This is a genomic window from Citrobacter freundii complex sp. 2024EL-00216, assembly GCF_043945515.1.
In the GTDB taxonomy this organism is placed as follows: Bacteria; Pseudomonadota; Gammaproteobacteria; order Enterobacterales; family Enterobacteriaceae; genus Citrobacter; species Citrobacter portucalensis.
Window position 1 is genome coordinate 318,461 of record NZ_JBIMRA010000003.1, and the last position, 19,556, is coordinate 338,016.

General features: G+C 53.9%; 18 protein-coding genes and 1 other RNA gene. 8 read left to right on the plus strand and 11 right to left on the minus strand.

From position 1 onward, the window contains the following. Positions 1–11 precede the first annotated feature (11 nt). From ubiH to ACHHZ7_RS05805, 3 genes are read right to left on the minus strand one after another with little or no spacing between them, the layout of a single operon-like run. Positions 12–1,190: a 2-octaprenyl-6-methoxyphenyl hydroxylase gene (gene ubiH / locus ACHHZ7_RS05795; protein ID WP_060683273.1), complete on the minus strand. Its 1,179-nt coding sequence runs from the start codon at positions 1,188–1,190 to the stop codon at positions 12–14. Next, entirely contained in the window at positions 1,187–2,512 is a 1,326-nt protein-coding gene (gene pepP / locus ACHHZ7_RS05800) for a Xaa-Pro aminopeptidase (RefSeq protein ID WP_060683272.1), read from the minus strand. Before pepP ends, ubiH begins: the two co-directional genes overlap by 4 nt. Positions 2,513–2,536: 24 nt before the next feature. Further along, positions 2,537–3,115, minus strand: a complete 579-nt coding sequence (locus ACHHZ7_RS05805; RefSeq protein WP_003026978.1) for a YecA family protein — start codon at positions 3,113–3,115, stop codon at positions 2,537–2,539. 167 nt (positions 3,116–3,282) lie between these two features. Here ACHHZ7_RS05805 and zapA point away from each other — a divergent pair, with 167 nt between their 5' ends. The 3 genes from zapA to ACHHZ7_RS05820 all read left to right on the plus strand — a co-directional run bounded on the left by zapA (position 3,283) and on the right by ACHHZ7_RS05820 (position 4,453). Then, positions 3,283–3,612: a cell division protein ZapA gene (gene zapA / locus ACHHZ7_RS05810; RefSeq protein WP_003026980.1), complete on the plus strand. Its 330-nt coding sequence runs from the start codon at positions 3,283–3,285 to the stop codon at positions 3,610–3,612. A gap of 41 nt (positions 3,613–3,653) precedes the next feature. Further along, positions 3,654–3,837, plus strand: a non-coding RNA gene (ssrS, locus tag ACHHZ7_RS05815) — 6S RNA. Positions 3,838–3,856: 19 nt separating this feature from the next. Then, a complete protein-coding gene (locus ACHHZ7_RS05820; protein WP_048236724.1) occupies positions 3,857–4,453 on the plus strand; it encodes a 5-formyltetrahydrofolate cyclo-ligase in 597 nt (198 codons plus the stop codon). Between the two features lie 121 nt (positions 4,454–4,574). Here ACHHZ7_RS05820 and serA read toward each other — a convergent pair whose 3' ends face one another. Both serA and rpiA read right to left on the minus strand, forming a co-directional pair. Beyond that, complete coding sequence (gene serA / locus ACHHZ7_RS05825; protein ID WP_003825480.1) at positions 4,575–5,807, minus strand: phosphoglycerate dehydrogenase; 1,233 nt, start codon at positions 5,805–5,807, stop codon at positions 4,575–4,577. Between the two features lie 271 nt (positions 5,808–6,078). Next, positions 6,079–6,738 (minus strand): ribose-5-phosphate isomerase RpiA, encoded by a 660-nt coding sequence (gene rpiA, locus ACHHZ7_RS05830; RefSeq protein ID WP_003825479.1) that lies wholly within the window; start codon positions 6,736–6,738, stop codon positions 6,079–6,081. A 170-nt stretch (positions 6,739–6,908) separates the two neighbouring features. On the opposite strand from rpiA, the gene argP reads away from it, so the two are divergent. The 5 genes from argP (at position 6,909) to ACHHZ7_RS05855 (ending at position 13,455) form a co-directional block, all read left to right on the plus strand. Beyond that, entirely contained in the window at positions 6,909–7,802 is an 894-nt protein-coding gene (gene argP / locus ACHHZ7_RS05835; RefSeq protein WP_060683271.1) for a DNA-binding transcriptional regulator ArgP, read from the plus strand. Between the two features lie 233 nt (positions 7,803–8,035). Beyond that, positions 8,036–10,180, plus strand: a complete 2,145-nt coding sequence (scpA, locus tag ACHHZ7_RS05840; protein ID WP_060683270.1) for a methylmalonyl-CoA mutase — start codon at positions 8,036–8,038, stop codon at positions 10,178–10,180. Then, positions 10,173–11,168 carry a methylmalonyl Co-A mutase-associated GTPase MeaB gene (meaB, locus tag ACHHZ7_RS05845; protein ID WP_060683269.1) on the plus strand — a complete coding sequence of 332 codons (996 nt, stop codon included), beginning with the start codon at positions 10,173–10,175 and terminating at the stop codon, positions 11,166–11,168. Before scpA ends, meaB begins: the two co-directional genes overlap by 8 nt. Before the next feature lie 10 nt (positions 11,169–11,178). After that, on the plus strand, positions 11,179–11,964 hold the full coding sequence (gene scpB, locus ACHHZ7_RS05850; RefSeq protein ID WP_060683268.1) for a methylmalonyl-CoA decarboxylase: 786 nt from the start codon (positions 11,179–11,181) through the stop codon (positions 11,962–11,964). 24 nt (positions 11,965–11,988) lie between these two features. Further along, complete coding sequence (locus ACHHZ7_RS05855) at positions 11,989–13,455, plus strand: acetyl-CoA hydrolase/transferase family protein (RefSeq protein ID WP_060683267.1); 1,467 nt, start codon at positions 11,989–11,991, stop codon at positions 13,453–13,455. Here ACHHZ7_RS05855 and ACHHZ7_RS05860 read toward each other — a convergent pair. From ACHHZ7_RS05860 to pgk, 6 genes are all read right to left on the minus strand, one after another. After that, entirely contained in the window at positions 13,452–14,348 is an 897-nt protein-coding gene (locus ACHHZ7_RS05860) for a LysR family transcriptional regulator (RefSeq protein WP_003026999.1), read from the minus strand. The two genes, ACHHZ7_RS05855 and ACHHZ7_RS05860, sit on opposite strands and share 4 nt — an antisense overlap. Before the next feature lie 123 nt (positions 14,349–14,471). Then, on the minus strand, positions 14,472–15,218 hold the full coding sequence (locus ACHHZ7_RS05865) for an oxidative stress defense protein (RefSeq protein WP_060683266.1): 747 nt from the start codon (positions 15,216–15,218) through the stop codon (positions 14,472–14,474). A 93-nt stretch (positions 15,219–15,311) separates the two neighbouring features. Beyond that, a complete protein-coding gene (gene argO / locus ACHHZ7_RS05870; RefSeq protein ID WP_003027005.1) occupies positions 15,312–15,947 on the minus strand; it encodes an arginine exporter ArgO in 636 nt (211 codons plus the stop codon). Positions 15,948–16,139: 192 nt separating this feature from the next. After that, positions 16,140–17,000, minus strand: a complete 861-nt coding sequence (locus ACHHZ7_RS05875) for a small-conductance mechanosensitive channel MscS (RefSeq protein ID WP_003825461.1) — start codon at positions 16,998–17,000, stop codon at positions 16,140–16,142. 191 nt (positions 17,001–17,191) lie between these two features. Beyond that, positions 17,192–18,271 carry a class II fructose-bisphosphate aldolase gene (fbaA, locus tag ACHHZ7_RS05880; RefSeq protein WP_003027029.1) on the minus strand — a complete coding sequence of 360 codons (1,080 nt, stop codon included), beginning with the start codon at positions 18,269–18,271 and terminating at the stop codon, positions 17,192–17,194. An 88-nt stretch (positions 18,272–18,359) separates the two neighbouring features. After that, positions 18,360–19,523: a phosphoglycerate kinase gene (gene pgk, locus ACHHZ7_RS05885; RefSeq protein WP_003027032.1), complete on the minus strand. Its 1,164-nt coding sequence runs from the start codon at positions 19,521–19,523 to the stop codon at positions 18,360–18,362. Positions 19,524–19,556: the final 33 nt, after the last annotated feature.

Consider the following 19,556-nt stretch of genomic DNA (forward strand, 5'->3'; position numbering starts at 1 on the left):
ACAGGTCATATTTATCGTGCAACCCAACCCAGGGTCCGCTCCGCCAGCGCATCGCGCGCAGGGGTGAATAATTCCATCGCCATCAACCCGACATTGCGCCCAACAACCAGCGGGGCCCAGTGATTGGCAAACAAATACACTAAATTGTTGGTCACACCAATCGTCGTCTCGCGATCGCGCTCGCGGCGCTGCTGATAGCGTGCCAGCACCGCATAATCACCCACATCTTCCGCGCCGTTCTGCGCCTGCGTCAACGTCTCAGCAAGGCTCATTACATCGCGCAGGCCAAGGTTGAAACCTTGCCCGGCAATGGGATGCAGCGTCTGGGCGGCGTTCCCTACCAGCACGGTACGATGGGTAATCGCTTTCAGCGCCGTAGTTAACGAAAGCGGATAAGCGCTGCGTTTACCAGACTGGGTAATACGTCCCAGTCGCCAGCCAAAAGCGGTTTGCAGTTCACGGCAAAACTGTTCGTCGGACAAGGCCATGATCTCATCACGCTGCTCCAGCGGATGGCACCACACCAGCGAGCAGCGACCGTCAGACATTGGCAGCATTGCCAGCGGACCATATTGCGTGAAGCGTTCAAACGCTCGCCCGTCGTGCGGTACAGAGGTCGTGACGTTGGCAATCACCGCCAATTGCTCATAAGGCTGTTGCAGCCAGTCAACACCGCAGGCAGTCGCCAGTGCGGAACGCGTGCCGTCAGCAGCCACCAGCAGGCGACCGGTAATCATCTCGCCATTCTCCAGCGTCACTTCAACGCGCTCCTGCGTGCGCGACACGCTGGCTACGCGGTCGGGGCAGTGCAATGTGACGCCCGGTGCTTTGCGCAGCAGCGCAAACAGACGCAGCCCGACGTCGTGCAGTTCTACCACCTGACCCAGAGCCGGAATACGGTATTCCTGCGCATCCAGCGTCACAAATCCGGCATGGCCGCGATCGCTGACGTGAACCGTTTTAATGGCCGTTGCGCAATCGGCAATCGCCTGCCATACACCAATTCGCGCCAGCTGTTGGCAGGTTCCTGCCGCCAGCGCGATCGCCCGGGCGTCAAACCCAGGATGACGGTCAGTTTCAGGTTCGCTCGCTTCTATCAGATGAACTGGCAGCGTCCCATGACTGAGCTGGGAAATGGCCAGCGCCAGCGTCGCACCGACCATACCACCACCAACGATAATCACGCTCATTGCAGACGCGCCGCAGCCATTAAGGCTTCAATGTCATCAGCTTTCTTCACTACGCTGGCGGTCAGGTTTTCATTGCCGTCCTCGGTGATGAGGATGTCATCCTCAATACGAATGCCGATACCACGATAAGCCGGCGGTACATCTGCATCCGGCGCGATATATAGTCCCGGTTCGACGGTGAGTACCATTCCCGGCTCAAGAATACGTGAGCGGTCCTGACCATAAACGCCGACGTCGTGCACATCCAGACCCAGCCAGTGACTTAGGCCATGCATAAAGAATGGGCGGTGCGCATTTTCGGTAATCAACTGATCGACATCACCGTGCAGAATGCCAAGCTTCACCAGACCCGTAATCATGATGCGCACCACTTCGCCAGTGACTTCCTGAATGGACGTTCCGGGACGATACAGACGCAGGCTGGTCTCTAAGGATTCCAGTACGATATCGTAGATTTCACGCTGTGCTGGGGTAAATTTACCGTTTACCGGGAAGGTACGCGTAATGTCACCCGCATAGCCTTTGTATTCGCATCCAGCGTCGATTAGCACCAGATCGCCATCGCGCATTTCACTTTCATTTTCGGTGTAATGCAGGATACAGCCGTTTTCACCGCTGCCGACAATCGTGTTATAGGACGGATAACGCGCGCCATGACGGGTAAATTCATGGTGAATCTCCCCTTCTAACTGGTATTCAAACATTCCCGGACGGCATTTTTCCATCGCGCGGGTATGCGCCAGTGCGGTGATTTCTCCGGCACGACGCATGACCGCAATTTCTTCCGGTGATTTGAACAGGCGCATTTCATGCACCATCGGACGCCAGTCGATAATCGCGGCAGGCGCGTGCAGATTTTGTCTGGAGCCTTTGCGCAGTTTATCCAGCGCCGTGCACACAATCTCGTCGGCCCAGGCATACTCGCCCTGGGCGTGGTATACCGCATCCAGACCATTGAGCAGCAAATACAGCTGTTGGTTGATTTCACTGAAGGCCAGCGCCCGGTCAACGCCAAGTTTTGCCGGGGCTGCATCCTGGCCCAGACGGCGGCCAAACCAGATTTCCGCTGTCAGATCGCGAACCCGATTGAACAAAACGCTGTGGTTATGAGTGTCATCACTTTTAATCAGCACCAGCACGGCTTCAGGTTCGTTAAAACCGGTGAAGTACCAGAAATCACTGCTTTGGCGGTATGGGTATTCACTGTCCGCACTACGCGTCGTTTCCGGTGCGGCAAAAATCAGCGCGGCGCTGCCGGGCTGCATTTGAGCCAGTAAAGCCTGGCGACGACGCTGGAATTCTTGCTGAGATATCTCGCTCATCACACTCTCCTTTGCGTTTCGTTCTTAGTGCAGAGTCGGTTTACGGACTTCCGGCGCGGTCGGCTGCTGACGCGTAAACGTGTCATGGCACAGCAAGGCGGCTACGCGCACGTATTCGATGATCTCTTCGAGCGACATTTCCAGCTCTTCCTGATCTTCGTCTTCGTCATATCCCAACTGAGCGATATTGCGCAGGTCGTCAATCGCTTCCCCGGTTTCGCCGGTCACTTTGTCGAGCTTCGGCTGCGTGACGCCAAGGCCCAGTAAAAAGTGGTTTACCCATCCCGCCAGCGCATCGGCGCGATCGAACACGCTGACGTCATCCCCTTCAGGCAGATAAAGCTGAAAAAGGAAGCCGTCGTCTTCGAGGGCATCACTGGTGGCTGAGTGCATTTTCAGCAGCGCCTGAGCCAGCTCATGACCAAAGGCCAGACCTTCGTTCGTCAGGTCGTGCAGCAGCGGCTGCCATGAGCTGTCGTTGTTTCCGCCGCAAATCATTCCGCTTATCAAGCCGTGCATTTCGGCCGGGGTTAATCCAGCCCCTTGTTGGTTCAAAAACTGGCTAACTTCGTTGTAACCAGGCATTTCGTTCTGTATAGACATAAGCATTCGTCATCAAAGGGAGGAATATTCATGGTATGCTACCACTTTGGACCCTGGTGGACCAGAAAAGGGCTTGTATCTTGATACCAGGGTAGCTATAGTGTCGCCCCTTCGCGGACCCACGGTCTGGAGACGAAGGCAGCGCAGTCAATCAGCAGGAAGGTGGCATGTCTGCACAACCCGTCGATATCCAAATATTTGGCCGTTCACTGCGAGTGAATTGCCCGCCTGAACAAAGGGATGCGTTGAATCAGGCTGCGGACGATCTCAATCAGCGATTGCAAGATCTGAAAGTTCGCACTAGAGTCACAAATACTGAGCAGTTGGTTTTCATCGCCGCGTTGAACATCAGCTATGAATTAACTCAGGAAAAAGCGAAGACGCGTGAGTACGCGGCGAGCATGGAACAACGTATTCGGATGCTACAACAGACCATCGAACAGGCGTTGCTTGATCAGGGTCGCATAACCGAAAAAACGGGCCAAAACTTTGAATAACACTTTTCGGTTTACTGTGGTAGAGTGACCGTGAAGACAAAATTTCTCTGAGATGTTTGCAAGCGGGCCAGTCCCCTGAGCCGATATTTCATACCACAAGAATGTGGCGCTCCACGGTTGGTGAGCATGCTCGGCCCGTCCGAGAAGCCTTAAAACTGTGACGACGCATTCACCTTGAACCAAGGGTTCAAGGGTTACAGCCTGCGGCGGCATCTCGGAGATTCCCTTCTACCTGGCAACAGCCATGACATTACATTCTGAACTCCCTTTATCCCGGCAAGAAATCCGTCAACTAATTCGGCAGCGTCGTCGCGCGCTTACTTCCGAACAGCAACGACAATACGGTCAGCAAGCCGCGACCCGAATGCTCAGTTATCCCCCTGTTGTACTCGCTCATACCGTGGCGGTATTCCTCTCGTTCGATGGCGAACTCGATACCCAGCCGCTAATAGATCAGCTGTGGCGAGCGGGCAAGCGCGTCTATCTTCCGGTTCTTCATCCCTTCAGCCCTGGCAACCTGCTGTTCCTGCATTATCATCCGCACAGCGACCTGGTAACCAATCGCTTAAAGATCCAGGAACCACGACTTGATGTACGTGACGTATTGCCGCTCTCACAGCTGGATGTACTGATTACGCCGTTAGTGGCGTTTGATGAGGTCGGGCAACGCCTGGGTATGGGCGGCGGATTTTACGATCGGACGCTTCAAAACTGGCAGCAGCATAAGATCCAGCCCGTAGGCTACGCGCACGATTGTCAGCGAGTGGAAAAGCTGCCTGTCGAAGAATGGGATATCCCGCTGCCTGCGGTGGTGACGCCGTCCAAAATCTGGGAGTGGTAGCCGTTTTTTGCCGATTGCGGCAAGGCTCGAAAACAGAATGTATGCGTTACAGAAAGAGATTTTGAGGCCGGGAAATCAGAGGAAAGATGGGCAGGTCAACCGCCTGCCCATGTAGAGGAAATCAGTACAGCAGACGAGCGCGAATGGTTCCCGGAAGGGCTTTCATCGCCAGCAGCGCTTTCTCTGCCACATCTTCATCCGCTTCAATATCAATAACCACATAACCTACCTGTGCGGAAGTCTGCAGATACTGCGCGGCAATGTTGACGCCCTGCTCGGCAAAAATCTGGTTCAGCGCAGTCAGTACGCCCGGACGGTTTTCGTGAATGTGCATCAGACGACGACCGCCGTGCAGCGGCAGCGAAACTTCCGGGAAGTTAACAGCAGACAGCGTAGAGCCGTTGTCAGAATACTTGGTCAGTTTCCCAGCCACTTCCAGACCGATGTTTTCCTGTGCTTCCAGCGTTGAACCACCAATGTGCGGCGTCAGGATCACGTTATCGAAATCACACAGCGGCGAAGTGAAAGGATCGCTGTTGGTTGCCGGCTCGGTTGGGAATACGTCGATTGCTGCCCCTGCCAGGTGCTTGGTCGCTAACGCGTCGCACAGCGCAGGAATATCAACAACTGTGCCGCGTGCGGCGTTAATCAGCAGCGCGCCTGGTTTCATCAACGCAATCTCACGCGCGCCCATCAGATTTTTGGTGGAGGCATTTTCCGGTACGTGCAAACTGACCACGTCGCTCATATTGAGCAGGTCGGAAAGATGCTGCACCTGCGTGGCGTTGCCGAGCGGGAGTTTATTTTCAATATCATAGAAATAGACGTGCATCCCCAGCGATTCCGCCAGAATGCCTAGCTGAGTACCAATGTGACCATAACCGATGATCCCCAGTTTTTTGCCACGCGCTTCAAACGAGCCGGTAGCCAGTTTATTCCACACGCCGCGGTGTGCTTTGGCGTTAGCTTCGGGTACGCCGCGTAGCAGCAGCAGCAGTTCGCCAATCACCAGTTCCGCAACGGAACGTGTGTTAGAGAATGGTGCGTTAAACACGGGGATACCGCGCTTTGCCGCAGCGCTGAGATCAACCTGGTTGGTGCCGATACAGAAGCAGCCAATCGCGACCAGTTTCTCTGCGGCGTCAATCACATCTTCAGTCAGATGGGTACGGGATCGCAGGCCAATGAAGTGGGCATCACGGATGGACTCTTTCAGTTGTTCAGTGTCCAGAGCGCCTTTATGAAACTCGATGTTGGTATAACCTGCTGCACGAAGGCTTTCGAGCGCTTTTTGATGCACGCCTTCAACCAGCAGAAATTTAATCTTATCTTTCTCCAGTGATACCTTTGCCATTTCCCCGACCCTGTCTTTTTTTGTTCAAACTGATGTGTTGTGTGTGGGATTTTCATCCGTCTCTTCAACATATCAAAAAATAATATTGCGGCAATATGAACGTTTGCGTCGCCGTGCTGAAGAAATGTCATTCAGAGAGAAATGTCAGAGGAAAATACTGGCGATAACTTTTTCTTTGGAGAGATCGGCAGGACAATATTATAAACGTGACACAAGTCACCAAATTTGCCCTGCCAAAATTTTTTTAACGGGAGAAGACACTCCCGTCAGATCATTTTACGATAGTTTTCACGCCGTCTGGCGTACCGATCAGCGCAACATCCGCACCACGGTTGGCAAACAGACCGACGGTTACCACGCCCGGAATCGCATTGATGGCGTTTTCCATCGCGATGGCATCGAGGATCTCCAGACCGTGTACATCAAGGATCACGTTACCATTGTCCGTCACTACGCCCTGACGGTATTCAGGACGACCGCCCAGCTTCACCAACTGGCGAGCCACAGCGCTGCGCGCCATTGGGATCACTTCAACCGGCAGCGGGAAGTTACCGAGAATATCGACTTCTTTGGACGCGTCGGCAATGCAGATAAATTTCTTCGCCACGGAAGCAATAATTTTTTCACGGGTCAACGCTGCGCCGCCGCCCTTGATCATCTGCATGTGGCCGTTGATTTCATCCGCGCCGTCAACGTATACGCCGAGGCTGTCCACTTCGTTAAGATCGAACACGTGGATACCGAGGCTTTTGAGTTTTTCGGTTGAAGCGTCCGAACTGGATACCGCACCTTCAATCTGACCTTTCATTGTGCCCAGCGCATCAATAAAGTGTGCGGCTGTTGAACCTGTACCTACGCCCACAATGGTACCGGGCTGTACATACTGAAGTGCCGCCCATCCTACTGCTTTTTTCAGTTCATCCTGCGTCATGATCGTTTCGCCTGTGGTGTGAATATGGTGGGAAAATTCACGCGCATTATAGAACATTGTGCAGAAAAATGTTCCCACACCCGCTCGCAAGCGGCGGATTTCGTCTTTACCCAACCTAAATTTGTGTCATAGTGCAGAACAAGCAAAATTTTCAGGAGTGCGTCAAAGCAATGAAACGTCCGGACTACAGAACACTACAAGCACTGGATGCGGTTATTCGTGAACGAGGATTTGAGCGCGCGGCGCAAAAGCTGTGCATCACGCAATCCGCGGTTTCACAGCGCATAAAACAGCTTGAGAATATGTTCGGACAACCGCTGCTGGTGCGTACCGTACCACCACGCCCAACCGAACAGGGGCAGAAACTACTGGCGCTTTTGCGTCAGGTTGAACTGCTGGAAGACGAGTGGCTGGGTGATGAACAAACCGGCTCGACGCCACTGCTGCTCTCACTGGCGGTGAACGCCGACAGTCTGGCGACCTGGTTGCTTCCGGCGCTGGCTCCGGTACTGGCAAATTCGCCGATTCGGCTGAACCTGCAGGTTGAGGATGAAACCCGAACTCAGGAACGTCTGCGTCGTGGTGAAGTGGTCGGTGCGGTGAGTATTCAACATCAGGCGCTGCCAAGCTGTCTGGTGGATAAACTCGGCGCGCTGGACTACCTGTTTGTCGGTTCTAAACCTTTCGCCGAGCGTTATTTCCCTAACGGCGTCACCCGCTCTGCCCTGCTGAAAGCCCCAGCGGTAGCGTTTGACCATCTTGATGATATGCACCAGGCGTTCCTGCAACAAAACTTCGACCTGCCGCCGGGCAGCGTGCCGTGTCATATCGTTAACTCGTCTGAAGCCTTTGTTCAGTTGGCGCGTCAGGGAACGACCTGCTGCATGATCCCCCACTTGCAGATTGAGAAAGAACTGGAAAACGGCGAGCTTATCGACTTAACACCGGGTCTGTTCCAGCGCCGGATGCTGTACTGGCACCGTTTTGCACCGGAAAGCCGCATGATGCGCAACGTCACCGATGCGCTGCTGGCCTATGGTCACAACGTACTGCGTCAGGATTAAACCGCTCATAACCTCTGAGTGCCGGATGGTGGCGTAACGCCCTATCCGGCCGACAAGCCTTTTACCCTCTTTTCATGCTATTCCCGCCACGTCTTTGAAATAAATCACAAAATCAAACACGCCACGCGGCAAAAAACGACGCCCTGTTGGCTATTTTTTGCTGGCGACAAGCCAAATGAAAAAGCTCACCGTATTCGCAAAGATTCAACTTATTGCGTAATACGGAGCAAAAAATGGCAAACGTGCAGGAGTGGCAAACACTCGCCAATAAAGAACTCAGTCGCCGGGAAAAAACCGTCGAGTCGCTGGAAAGACAGACGGCGGAAGGGATTGCCATCAAGCCGCTGTACACCGAAGAAGACCTCGATAATCTGGAAGTCACGGGCACCCTTCCCGGCCTGCCGCCTTACGTGCGTGGCCCGCGCGCCACCATGTATACCGCGCAGCCGTGGACCATTCGTCAGTACGCCGGTTTCTCTACCGCCAAAGAGTCCAACGCCTTTTACCGCCGCAACCTCGCCGCCGGGCAAAAAGGGCTTTCCGTCGCCTTTGACCTTGCCACCCATCGTGGCTATGACTCTGACAACCCGCGCGTGGCAGGTGACGTCGGTAAAGCAGGCGTGGCGATCGATACCGTCGAAGATATGAAGATACTGTTCGACCAGATCCCGCTGGATAAGATGTCGGTATCGATGACCATGAACGGCGCGGTTCTGCCGGTGCTGGCGTTTTATATCGTCGCTGCAGAAGAACAAGGCGTAACGCCGGAACAACTCACCGGGACCATTCAGAACGATATTCTGAAAGAGTACCTGTGCCGCAACACCTACATTTATCCACCAAAACCGTCCATGCGCATTATCGCCGACATCATCGCCTGGTGCTCCGGCAACATGCCGCGCTTTAACACCATCAGCATCAGCGGCTATCACATGGGTGAAGCCGGAGCGAACTGCGTGCAGCAGGTAGCGTTTACGCTGGCAGACGGTATTGAATACATCAAAGCTGCACTCTCCGCCGGACTGAAAATTGATGACTTCGCCCCACGCCTGTCGTTCTTCTTCGGCATCGGCATGGATCTGTTTATGAACGTCGCCATGCTGCGCGCGGCGCGCTATTTGTGGAGCGAAGCGGTCAGCAGCTTTGGCGCGACCAACCCGAAATCTCTTGCTCTGCGTACCCACTGCCAGACGTCTGGCTGGAGCCTGACCGAGCAGGATCCATATAACAACGTGGTACGAACCACAATTGAAGCACTCGGCGCTACGCTTGGCGGTACCCAGTCGCTGCATACCAACGCCTTTGATGAAGCGCTCGGTCTGCCCACCGATTTCTCCGCCCGTATTGCGCGTAATACGCAAATCATCATTCAAGAAGAATCAGAGATCTGCCGCACCGTTGATCCGCTGGCCGGATCGTATTACGTCGAGTCACTCACCGATCAAATCGTGAAGCAGGCACGCACGATCATCAAACAGATTGACGAGGCAGGCGGCATGGCGAAAGCGATCGAAGCCGGGCTCCCTAAACGGATGATCGAAGAAGCTTCCGCGCGTGAACAGTCGCTGATCGACCAGGGTAAGCGCGTTATCGTCGGCGTCAATAAGTACAAGCTGGATAAAGAAGACGAGACGTCGGTACTGGAGATCGACAACGTGAAGGTGCGCAACGAGCAGATTGCCTCGCTGCAGCATATCCGCACCACCCGCGACAACGATGCCGTTAAAGCCGCGCTCACGGCACTGACCCACGCCGCGCAGCATAATGAAAACCTGCTGGCTGCTGCCGTCAACGCCGCCCGCGTTCGCGCCACGTTGGGTGAAATCTCCGACGCGCTGGAAGTCGCTTTTGATCGGTATCTGGTTCCCAGCCACTGCGTCACCGGAGTGATTGCGCAAAGCTATCATCAGTCAGACAAATCCGCCGATGAGTTTGACGCTATCGTTGCGCAAACCGAACGATTTCTCGCGGAAAATGGCCGCCGCCCGCGTATTCTGATCGCCAAGATGGGTCAGGACGGCCACGATCGCGGCGCGAAGGTAATCGCCAGCGCCTATTCCGATCTCGGTTTCGATGTCGATCTCAGCCCGATGTTCTCCACTCCGGAAGAGATCGCCCGTCTGGCGGTAGAAAACGATGTGCATGTAATAGGCGCATCGTCACTGGCGGCGGGCCATAAAACGCTGATCCCGGAACTGGTTACCGCACTCAAAAAATGGGGGCGTGAAGATATCTGCGTGGTAGCAGGAGGCGTTATTCCGCCACAGGATTACGCCTTTCTGCACGAGCATGGCGTGGCAGCCATATATGGCCCCGGCACACCAATGCTTGACAGCGTCCGCGATGTGTTAACCCGTATCAGTCAGCATCATGATTAACGCCACCACGCTTGAAGATACCGTCCGCCGTTTGCGACTCGGCGAACGGGCTACGCTCGCCCAGGCGATGACGCTGGTCGAAAGCAACCACCCGCGCCACCAGCCGCTAAGTACGCAATTGCTGGACGCGATTATGCCGTTCACCGGTAACGCCCTGCGCTTGGGGATCACCGGTACGCCGGGCGCGGGCAAAAGCACTTTCCTGGAAGCATTCGGCATGCTGCTTATCCACCACGGATTACGGGTAGCGGTGATCGCCGTCGATCCCAGCAGCCCGGTCAGCGGCGGCAGCATTCTTGGCGATAAAACCCGCATGACGGAGCTGGCCCGCGCCGAATCTGCGTTTATTCGACCGGTCCCTTCCAGCGGTCATTTAGGCGGTGCCAGCCAGCGCGCCCGCGAATTAATGCTGCTGTGCGAAGCGGCTGGCTTTGACGTGGTGATTGTGGAAACCGTCGGCGTAGGACAGTCAGAAACCGAAGTCGCAGGCATGGTGGATTGCTTTATCTCACTGCAAATCGCTGGCGGTGGCGACGATTTACAGGGCATCAAAAAAGGACTGATGGAAATGGCGGATCTGGTCGTCATCAATAAGGACGACGGTGATAACCATACCAGCGTTGCCATTGCCCGCCATATGTACGAATCCGCCCTGCATATTCTGCGCCGCAAATATGACGAGTGGCAGCCGCGGGTTCTGACCTGTAGCGCCCTGGAAAAACGCGGTATCGAGGAGGTTTGGCAGGCGATTAGCGACTTTAAAACGTGCCTGACCGCCAGCGGCCGACTGGAAAAAGTTCGCCAGCAGCAGGCGGTGGACTGGTTACACCAACAGGCTGAAGAAGAAGCCCTGCATCTGTTGTTTGCCCGCACTGATTTCGACCGCTATTTCCAGCAGACGCTTCAGGCCGTCAAAAACAATGATCTTTCGCCGCGCACCGGTCTGCGGCACATCAGCGAATTTATTCAGCATCATTACTTTCAATAAAGAGAACATTATGTCTTATCAATACGTCAACGTGGTCATCATCCAGAAAGTCGCGGTTATTGAGTTCAATTACGCCCGCAAGCTCAATGCCCTGAGTAAAGTGTTTATTGACGATCTGATGCAGGCGCTGAGCGATCTCAATCGTGCAGACATTCGCTGCATCATTCTGCGCGCTCCAAGCGGGGCCAAAGTGTTTTCTGCCGGGCATGATATTCATGAACTCCCGACCGGACGTCGCGATCCGCTCTCTTATGACGATCCGCTGCGTCAGATAACCCGTATGATCCAAAAATACCCGAAGCCGGTGATCTCCATGGTCGAAGGCAGCGTCTGGGGCGGCGCGTTTGAGATGATCATGAGCTCCGATCTGATCATTGCAGCCAATACCTCCACTTTCTCGATGACCCCGGTCAACCTCGGTGTGCCATATAACCTGGTGGGCATCCACAACCTGACCCGCGACGCTGGTTTTCACATAGTAAAAGAGCTGATTTTTACCGCTTCGCCCATCACCGCTCAACGCGCCATGGCGGTCGGGATCCTTAACCATGTCGTGCCCGTCGAGGAACTGGAAGATTTCACTCTGCAAATGGCGCACCACATCTCGGAAAAAGCGCCGCTGGCCATCGCCGTCATCAAAGAAGAACTGCGCGTGCTGGGTGAAGCGCACACCATGAATTCTGATGAGTTCGAGCGTATTCAGGGCATGCGCCGCGCGGTGTACGACAGCGAGGATTATCAGGAAGGGATGAACGCGTTTATGGAAAAACGTAAACCAAATTTTGTTGGCCATTAATCACGTCCGAGGAAGGAGACGGCCATGAAACGGATGAACGCCGAACAGGCGGCAGAAATTATCCAGCACGATGATATGGTGGCGTTTAGCGGCTTTACCCCTGCGGGTTCACCCAAAGCGTTACCCAGCGCAATTGCCCAACGCGCCTGCGAACGGCATCAGAACGGGCAGCCTTTTCAGATCCGCCTGCTGACCGGAGCATCAATTGGCGCCGCCGCTGATGATGTTCTATCCGCGGCGGATGCCGTTTCCTGGCGTGCGCCTTATCAAACGTCAACGGGCCTGCGCGAGAAAATTAATCAGGGCCAGGTGAGGTTTGTCGATCTCCATTTGAGTGAAGTGGCGCAAATGGTTAATTACGGTTTTTTTGGCGAAATCGATGTTGCCGTCATTGAAGCCTCCGCCATCGCGCCAGATGGCCGGATTTGGCTTTCCAGCGGTATTGGCAATGCACCCACCTGGCTGCTACGGGCGAAAAAGGTGATAATCGAGCTGAATCATTACCATAATCCGCGCGTGGCGGAGTTTGCCGACATCGTAATACCCGGCGCACCGCCGCGGCGTAACAGCGTACCCATTTTTCATACCATGGATCGCGTAGGCAGTCAGTGCGTACAGATAGACCCCAAAAAGGTGGTTGCGGTGGTGGATACCGAGCAGCCCGATGCCGGAAATGCGGCGGATAAAACCAATCCGGTCAGCCAGCAAATTGCCGATAACGTAGTCACTTTTTTGCTGGCAGAAATGGCCCACAAACGTATTCCAGCTGAGTTTCTGCCCTTACAAAGCGGCGTGGGCAATATCAACAACGCGGTAATGGCGCGACTGGGCGAGAACCCGGATATCCCGCCCTTTATGATGTATTCGGAGGTGTTGCAAGAGTCGGTGGTGCATCTGCTGGAAACGGGCAAGATAACAGGTGCCAGCGCCTCCAGCCTGACCATTTCAGCCCCGTCGCTACAGAAGATTTACGACAACATGGACTTCTTCGCCAGCCGGATTGTGCTACGCCCGCAGGAGATCTCCAATAACCCGGAAATCATCCGTCGGCTGGGGGTTATTGCGCTCAACGTCGGTCTGGAGTTTGATATCTACGGCCATGCCAATTCCACGCACGTTGCGGGGGTGAACCTGATGAATGGCATCGGTGGCAGCGGGGATTTCGAGCGCAACGCCTACCTGTCTATCTTTATGGCGCCGTCGATTGCCAAAGGCGGGAAAATCTCCACCATCGTACCGATGTGCAGCCATGTCGACCACAGCGAACATAGCGTTAAAGTGATCGTGACCGAACAAGGGATTGCCGATCTGCGTGGGCTATCTCCGATGCAGCGGGCGCACACAATTATCGATAACTGTGCGCACCCTCTTTATCGGGATTATCTGCACCGCTATCTGGAGAAAGCGCCCGGCGGGCATATCCATCACGATCTCAGCCATGCATTCGATCTGCATCGCAACCTTCTCGAGACTGGATCGATGCTCGGCTAACTTGCGCTACCGTCACGATCTTCAGCAATATGCTGGAGCATGGTGGCGGTATAGCGATGATTTTTCAGCGAATAGAGAAACTCCTGCATATACATGGGGCTGCCGGGCGCATCGAAATACTTTAGCGTCGACGGGTTCACCAGCCGCCAGGCGAAATGAGGGATCACCGTCAAAAACTGTCCGCGCTCTACCGCGCTGATCTTGGCCATAAAGCTGTACGGACGGTAGATAATCGTCGGGTTGATCCCGCAGGGCCGCATGTATGCATCCAGCATCGCCTCAAAGTTGGCGCGATTCTGGAAGCGCATTTGCAGCCAGGGCAGCTCGCGCAGCAGATCCTGCGGCTGTTTTTCTTCGTAGCGCCGGGAAACGAGAAACCCCAGACGCAGCGGAGGCAGCTCGCTAATCGCCAGATTCTCCAGTTCCTGGACGCGAGGGGAAACGTGCTGCGGCGAGATAATAAAATCCAGTTTGCGATCGAACAGGTTATCAATCACCCCATTCTCGCTGAATTCAACGGCCTGAGCCGTCACGCCGTCATACTTGTCACCAAGGCTAATCAACTGGTCAAAAATAATCGTTGGGTAGGTATTGTCGATACCGATGACGATTTCCCGCGAGCGGCGAGAGGCGTTATGGATTTCGTTATCAATGGCAGAAAGGCGCTGATAAACGGGAAACAGCTTCTGATACAGCTCTTGTCCGGCTTTATTCAGGCTGATGTTGTTATCTTTGCGGGTAAACAGCGTATAGCCGATTTGATCTTCCAGTGCGGCAATGCTTTTACCGAAAGGCGATGCGGTCATATGTATTTTTTCTGCCGCTCTGGCGATGTTATTGGTTTGCGCCAGCAGAATGAAATTACGCATCTTTTTCGAGATAAAAATATCCATAGCGTCCCCTTAAAAATCGCTATGGCCTATCCTCATTACGGCGAAAAAAAAGACTGGATGTAGGGTCTCATTTTTACAGTTGCTCACAGAAAAAACCCGGCTGGAAAGCCGGGTCTGCAATGATTACTGGGTTTTGGCTGGCGTTGCTGCTGGTTGCACCGCCGTCGGCTCAATCTGGAAGACCACATCAACCTGATCGTCAAACTGAATAACCGGCTGTTCGTAGGTTTCCTGAGCGGATGTCGCAGGCGCTGCATCTGCTTTCATCATCCGTACCATCGGGCTCGGTTGATAATTGGAAACGTGGTAACGCACGCTGTAAACGGGCCCCAGTTTGCTGTTAAAGCCCGCAGCTAACTGCTCAGCCTGATGAATAGCATCATCAATTGCTGCTTTACGCGCTTTATCTTTGTAAGTATCCGGCTGGGCAACGCCAAGCGATACCGAACGGATCTCATTCAGACCGGCCTTCAGTGCACCATCGAGCAGCGCATTGAGTTTGTCCAACTGACGCAGCGTGACCTCAACGGTACGTACCGCACGATAGCCTTTAAGGACGCTTTTACCATTCTGGTAGTCGTAGTCCGGCTGGGTGCGCAGGTTTGCCGCGCTAATATCTTTCTTCGCTATCTGGTTCTGTTCAAGGAAGGACAGATATTGCGCCACGCGCTCATCAGCCTGCTTCTTCGCTGAAGCCGCATCCTTTGCAGCTACGTTCACTTCAATCGCCAGAGTAGCGATGTCTGGTGTCGCATCCACGCTTGCCGTTCCGGAAGTCACGATGTGCGGTCCATTTGGCAACTCATTTGCCTGTACCGATAGTGCGCTGAATCCGACTAATGCCGCCAGGGCCATTATTTTGAACTTCACGGTCGTTCCTCCATGTTTCATTAATTACCCCGAAACTCAGGGCACATGCAGGCAAGCTTAGCCGATCTCGCTGCGTTGTCCATCAGACAACACTTAGTTGAACAACGCATGAACGTGCGCAACACCTTCTTTTGCCAACTGAAAAGCGATAAACCACATCACCAATCCTACCAGGGTATTGATGATCCGCTGTGCTTTAGCAGTGCGCAAACGCGGAGCGAGCCAAGCCGCAAGCAATGCCAGGCCGAAGAACCACAGGAACGAAGCGCTGACGGTACCCAGCGCAAACCAGCGCTTAGGCTCAACGTCCAGTTGGCCTCCCAGACTCCCCAACACCACAAAGGTATCCAGGTAAACATGGGGGTTGAGCCATGTCACCGCCAGCATAGTAGCGATAATTTTCCAGCGTCCCTGCTTCATCACCTCGGCGCTGGCCAGTTCCAGGTTACTGCTCATCGCCGTTTTTAACGCCCCGAAACCGTACCAGAGTAAAAATGCCACCCCACCCCAGGTGACAAGCGCCATCAGCCATGGTGACTGCATCAGCAAGGCGCTACCGCCAAAGATCCCCGCGCAAATCAGCACTAAGTCGCTGATAGCGCAGAGTAAAGCAATCATGATGTGATACTGGCGACGGATCCCCTGATTCATCACGAAGGCGTTTTGCGGACCGAGCGGAAGTATCATAGCCGCACCAAGTGCAAGCCCTTGAAAATAATACGATAACACGTTAATCATCCCGAACTGTTTCTCTTAGGAGCAGACTATAGCGCGGGGAAAACATTAGCGGAAATGGATAATTTTAATCAGGGATAAGAAGAATTAATACCAAGGGTGGGGAAATGCCGGATGACGGCTGACGCCTTATCCGGCCTACAAAACCTGTGGGCCCGGTAAGCGATAGCGCCACCGGGCACGCGATTACTCTGCCGCGCTCTCTTTCACACGCTTGAAGTTCACATCCATCTGCGGGTACGGGAAGCTGATACCGTTGGCGTCAAACTCGCGTTTAATACGCTCCAGTACGTCCCAGTAGACGCTTTGCAGATCGCTACTGTTGCTCCAGACGCGTACCACAAAATTAATCGAGGAAGCGCCCAGCTCATTCAGGCGCACCGTCATTTCACGATCTTTAAGGATACGCTCGTCAGACTGAATGATATCGGTGAGGATTTTTTTCACCTGATCGATATCGGAGTCGTAAGCCACGCCGATGATAAATTCGTTACGACGAACCGGCTCACGAGAGAAGTTAATGATGTTCCCGGCAATGATTTTACCGTTTGGGATCACAACAATCTTACCGTCTACGGTACGCATAGTCGTGGAGAAAATCTGCACGTTGAGTACGGTTCCCGCTACGCCGCCGAGGTCTACATACTCACCTGCGCGGAACGGACGGAACATCACCAGCAGCACGCCAGCGGCGAGGTTGGACAGCGAACCTTGCAGCGCCAGACCAACGGCTAAACCTGCGGCACCGAGAACGGCAATCACAGAAGCGGTTTGTACCCCAACGCGACCCAAAGCGGCAATCAGCGTGAACGCGATAATACCGTAGCGCACCAGTGCGGAGAGGAAGTCAGCAACGGTTGCATCAATTTTACGTGCCACCATCAGGCGGTTAACGGTGTTTGATACGATTCGCGCCACAATCATACCGATAATGACAATGGCGATGGCCGCAACGATGTTGACGGCATAGCTTAACAGCAGCTCCTGATTGCGGACCAGCCAGGTGCCCGCACCATTTATGCTGTCGACAACATTCAAATCTTCCATTCAATATTCCTTTTTTGCTTACCCAAATGGGAAAAATAAAGCCGTCCCAACGGGACTGGCAATCTGACAAGGGTAAACAATAAACCTGGATTTTGCCAAACAGATCACAGAATTCTCTGCCAGCAGCATATTGAAATGGCAATAAAAAAGGCCCGCATTTGCGGGCCTCATGTCACGTAGAACGGCGTAAATTACAGAACGTCAACCGCGTTCAGTTCTTTGAAAGCCTGTTCCAGACGGGTGATCATGGTTGCCTGACCAGCACGCAGCCATACGCGCGGATCGTAGTATTTCTTGTTCGGCTGATCTTCGCCTTTCGGGTTGCCCAGCTGGCCCTGCAGGTAAGCTTCGTTCGCTTTGTAGTAGTTCAGAACACCTTCCCAGGTAGCCCATTGGGTATCGGTGTCGATGTTCATTTTCACTACGCCGTAGCTTACGGAGTCTTTGATTTCCTGAGCAGTAGAACCGGAACCGCCGTGGAAGACGAAGTTCAGGCTGTTGTGCGGCAGGTTATGTTTCTTAGAAACATAGTCCTGAGAGTCGCGCAGGATGGTCGGGGTCAGAACAACGTTACCCGGCTTGTAAACGCCGTGTACGTTACCGAAGGAAGCTGCGATGGTGAAACGCGGGCTGATTTTGCTCAGCTCGGTGTATGCGTAATCAACGTCTTCCGGCTGGGTGTACAGTGCAGAAGCGTCCATGTGGCTGTTGTCCACGCCGTCTTCTTCGCCACCGGTGCAACCCAGTTCGATTTCCAGGGTCATGCCCATTTTGGACATGCGCGCCAGGTATTTGGAACAGATTTCGATGTTCTCTTCCAGAGACTCTTCAGACAGGTCGATCATGTGAGAAGAGAACAGCGGTTTGCCGGTTGCTGCGAAGTGTTTTTCACCCGCGTCCAGCAGACCGTCGATCCACGGCAGCAGTTTCTTCGCGCAGTGGTCAGTGTGCAGGATAACCGGAACACCGTAGTGTTCAGCCATCTGGTGAACGTGATGCGCGCCAGAGATAGCACCCAGGATTGCAGCGCCCTGAGGAACGTCAGACTTCACGCCTTTACCCGCGATGAAAGAAGCACCACCGTTGGAGAACTGTACGATTACCGGCGCTTTAACTTTTGCAGCGGTTTCCAGAACGGCGTTGATGGAGTCGGTACCCACGCAGTTAACAGCTGGCAGAGCAAAGTTGTTTTCTTTTGCTACCTGGAAAACTTTCTGTACGTCATCACCAGTGATTACGCCTGGTTTTACGAAATCAAAAATTTTAGACATATTACGAATCCTGTATCTTCGGCCTTGGAAAGGGCGCGCGCTCTAAAGCGCGCTAATAATTGGGCAGGTTTCCCTGCCCATTAAATGCTTACTTTTTAGCGCGCTCTTCGAGCATCGCTACTGCTGGCAATACTTTACCTTCCACGAATTCGAGGAAAGCGCCGCCGCCAGTGGAGATGTAGGAGATTTTGTCAGCAATGCCGAACAGGTCGATTGCTGCCAGGGTGTCACCGCCGCCTGCGATAGAGAACGCTTCGCTGTCTGCGATAGCGTTAGCAACGATTTCAGTACCTTTGCGGAAGTTCGGGAATTCGAACACGCCAACCGGGCCGTTCCACAGAATGGTTTTAGCATTTTTCAGGATGTCAGCCAGCTGCTGTGCAGAAGCGTCGCCGATGTCCAGGATCTGCTCGTCTTCTTTCACATCGCTAACGGACTTCAGAGTAGCCGGTGCAGTTTCAGAGAATTCAGTCGCTACGCGAACGTCAGTCGGGACCGGGATGTCGCAAGTGGTCAGCAGACGCTTAGCTTCGTCAACCAGGTCAGCTTCGTACAGGGATTTACCCACGTTGTGGCCTTGAGCGGCAACGAAGGTGTTCGCGATACCACCGCCAACGATCAGCTGGTCAGCGATTTTTGACAGAGAATCCAGAACGGTCAGTTTGGTGGAAACTTTAGAACCGCCAACGATAGCAACCATCGGACGAGCAGGTTCTTTCAGTGCTTTACCCAGCGCATCCAGCTCAGCAGCCAGCAGCGGACCTGCGCAAGCTACATCAGCGAATTTACCGATACCGTGAGTAGAAGCCTGTGCACGGTGAGCTGTACCGAAAGCGTCCATTACGAATACGTCGCACAGCGCAGCATATTTTTTGGACAGTGCTTCGTCGTCTTTCTTCTCGCCTTTGTTGAAGCGAACGTTTTCCAGAACCACCAGTTCACCGGCAGCGACTTCAACGCCGTCCAGGTAATCTTTTACCAGGCGAACCGGAGCAGACAGTTTGTCTTTCAGGTAGTTAACAACCGGCAGCAGAGAGAATTCTTCGTTGTACTCGCCTTCGGTAGGACGACCCAGGTGGGAAGTTACCATCACTTTCGCACCCTGTTTCAGGGCCAGTTCGATGGTCGGCAGAGAAGCACGGATACGCGCATCGCTGGTTACTTTCCCTTCTTTAACTGGTACGTTCAGGTCCGCACGGATAAAAACGCGTTTACCAGCCAGATCCAGATCGGTCATCTTAATTACAGACATGGTGAATCCTCTCGTTGATTCATAAAGTTTTGT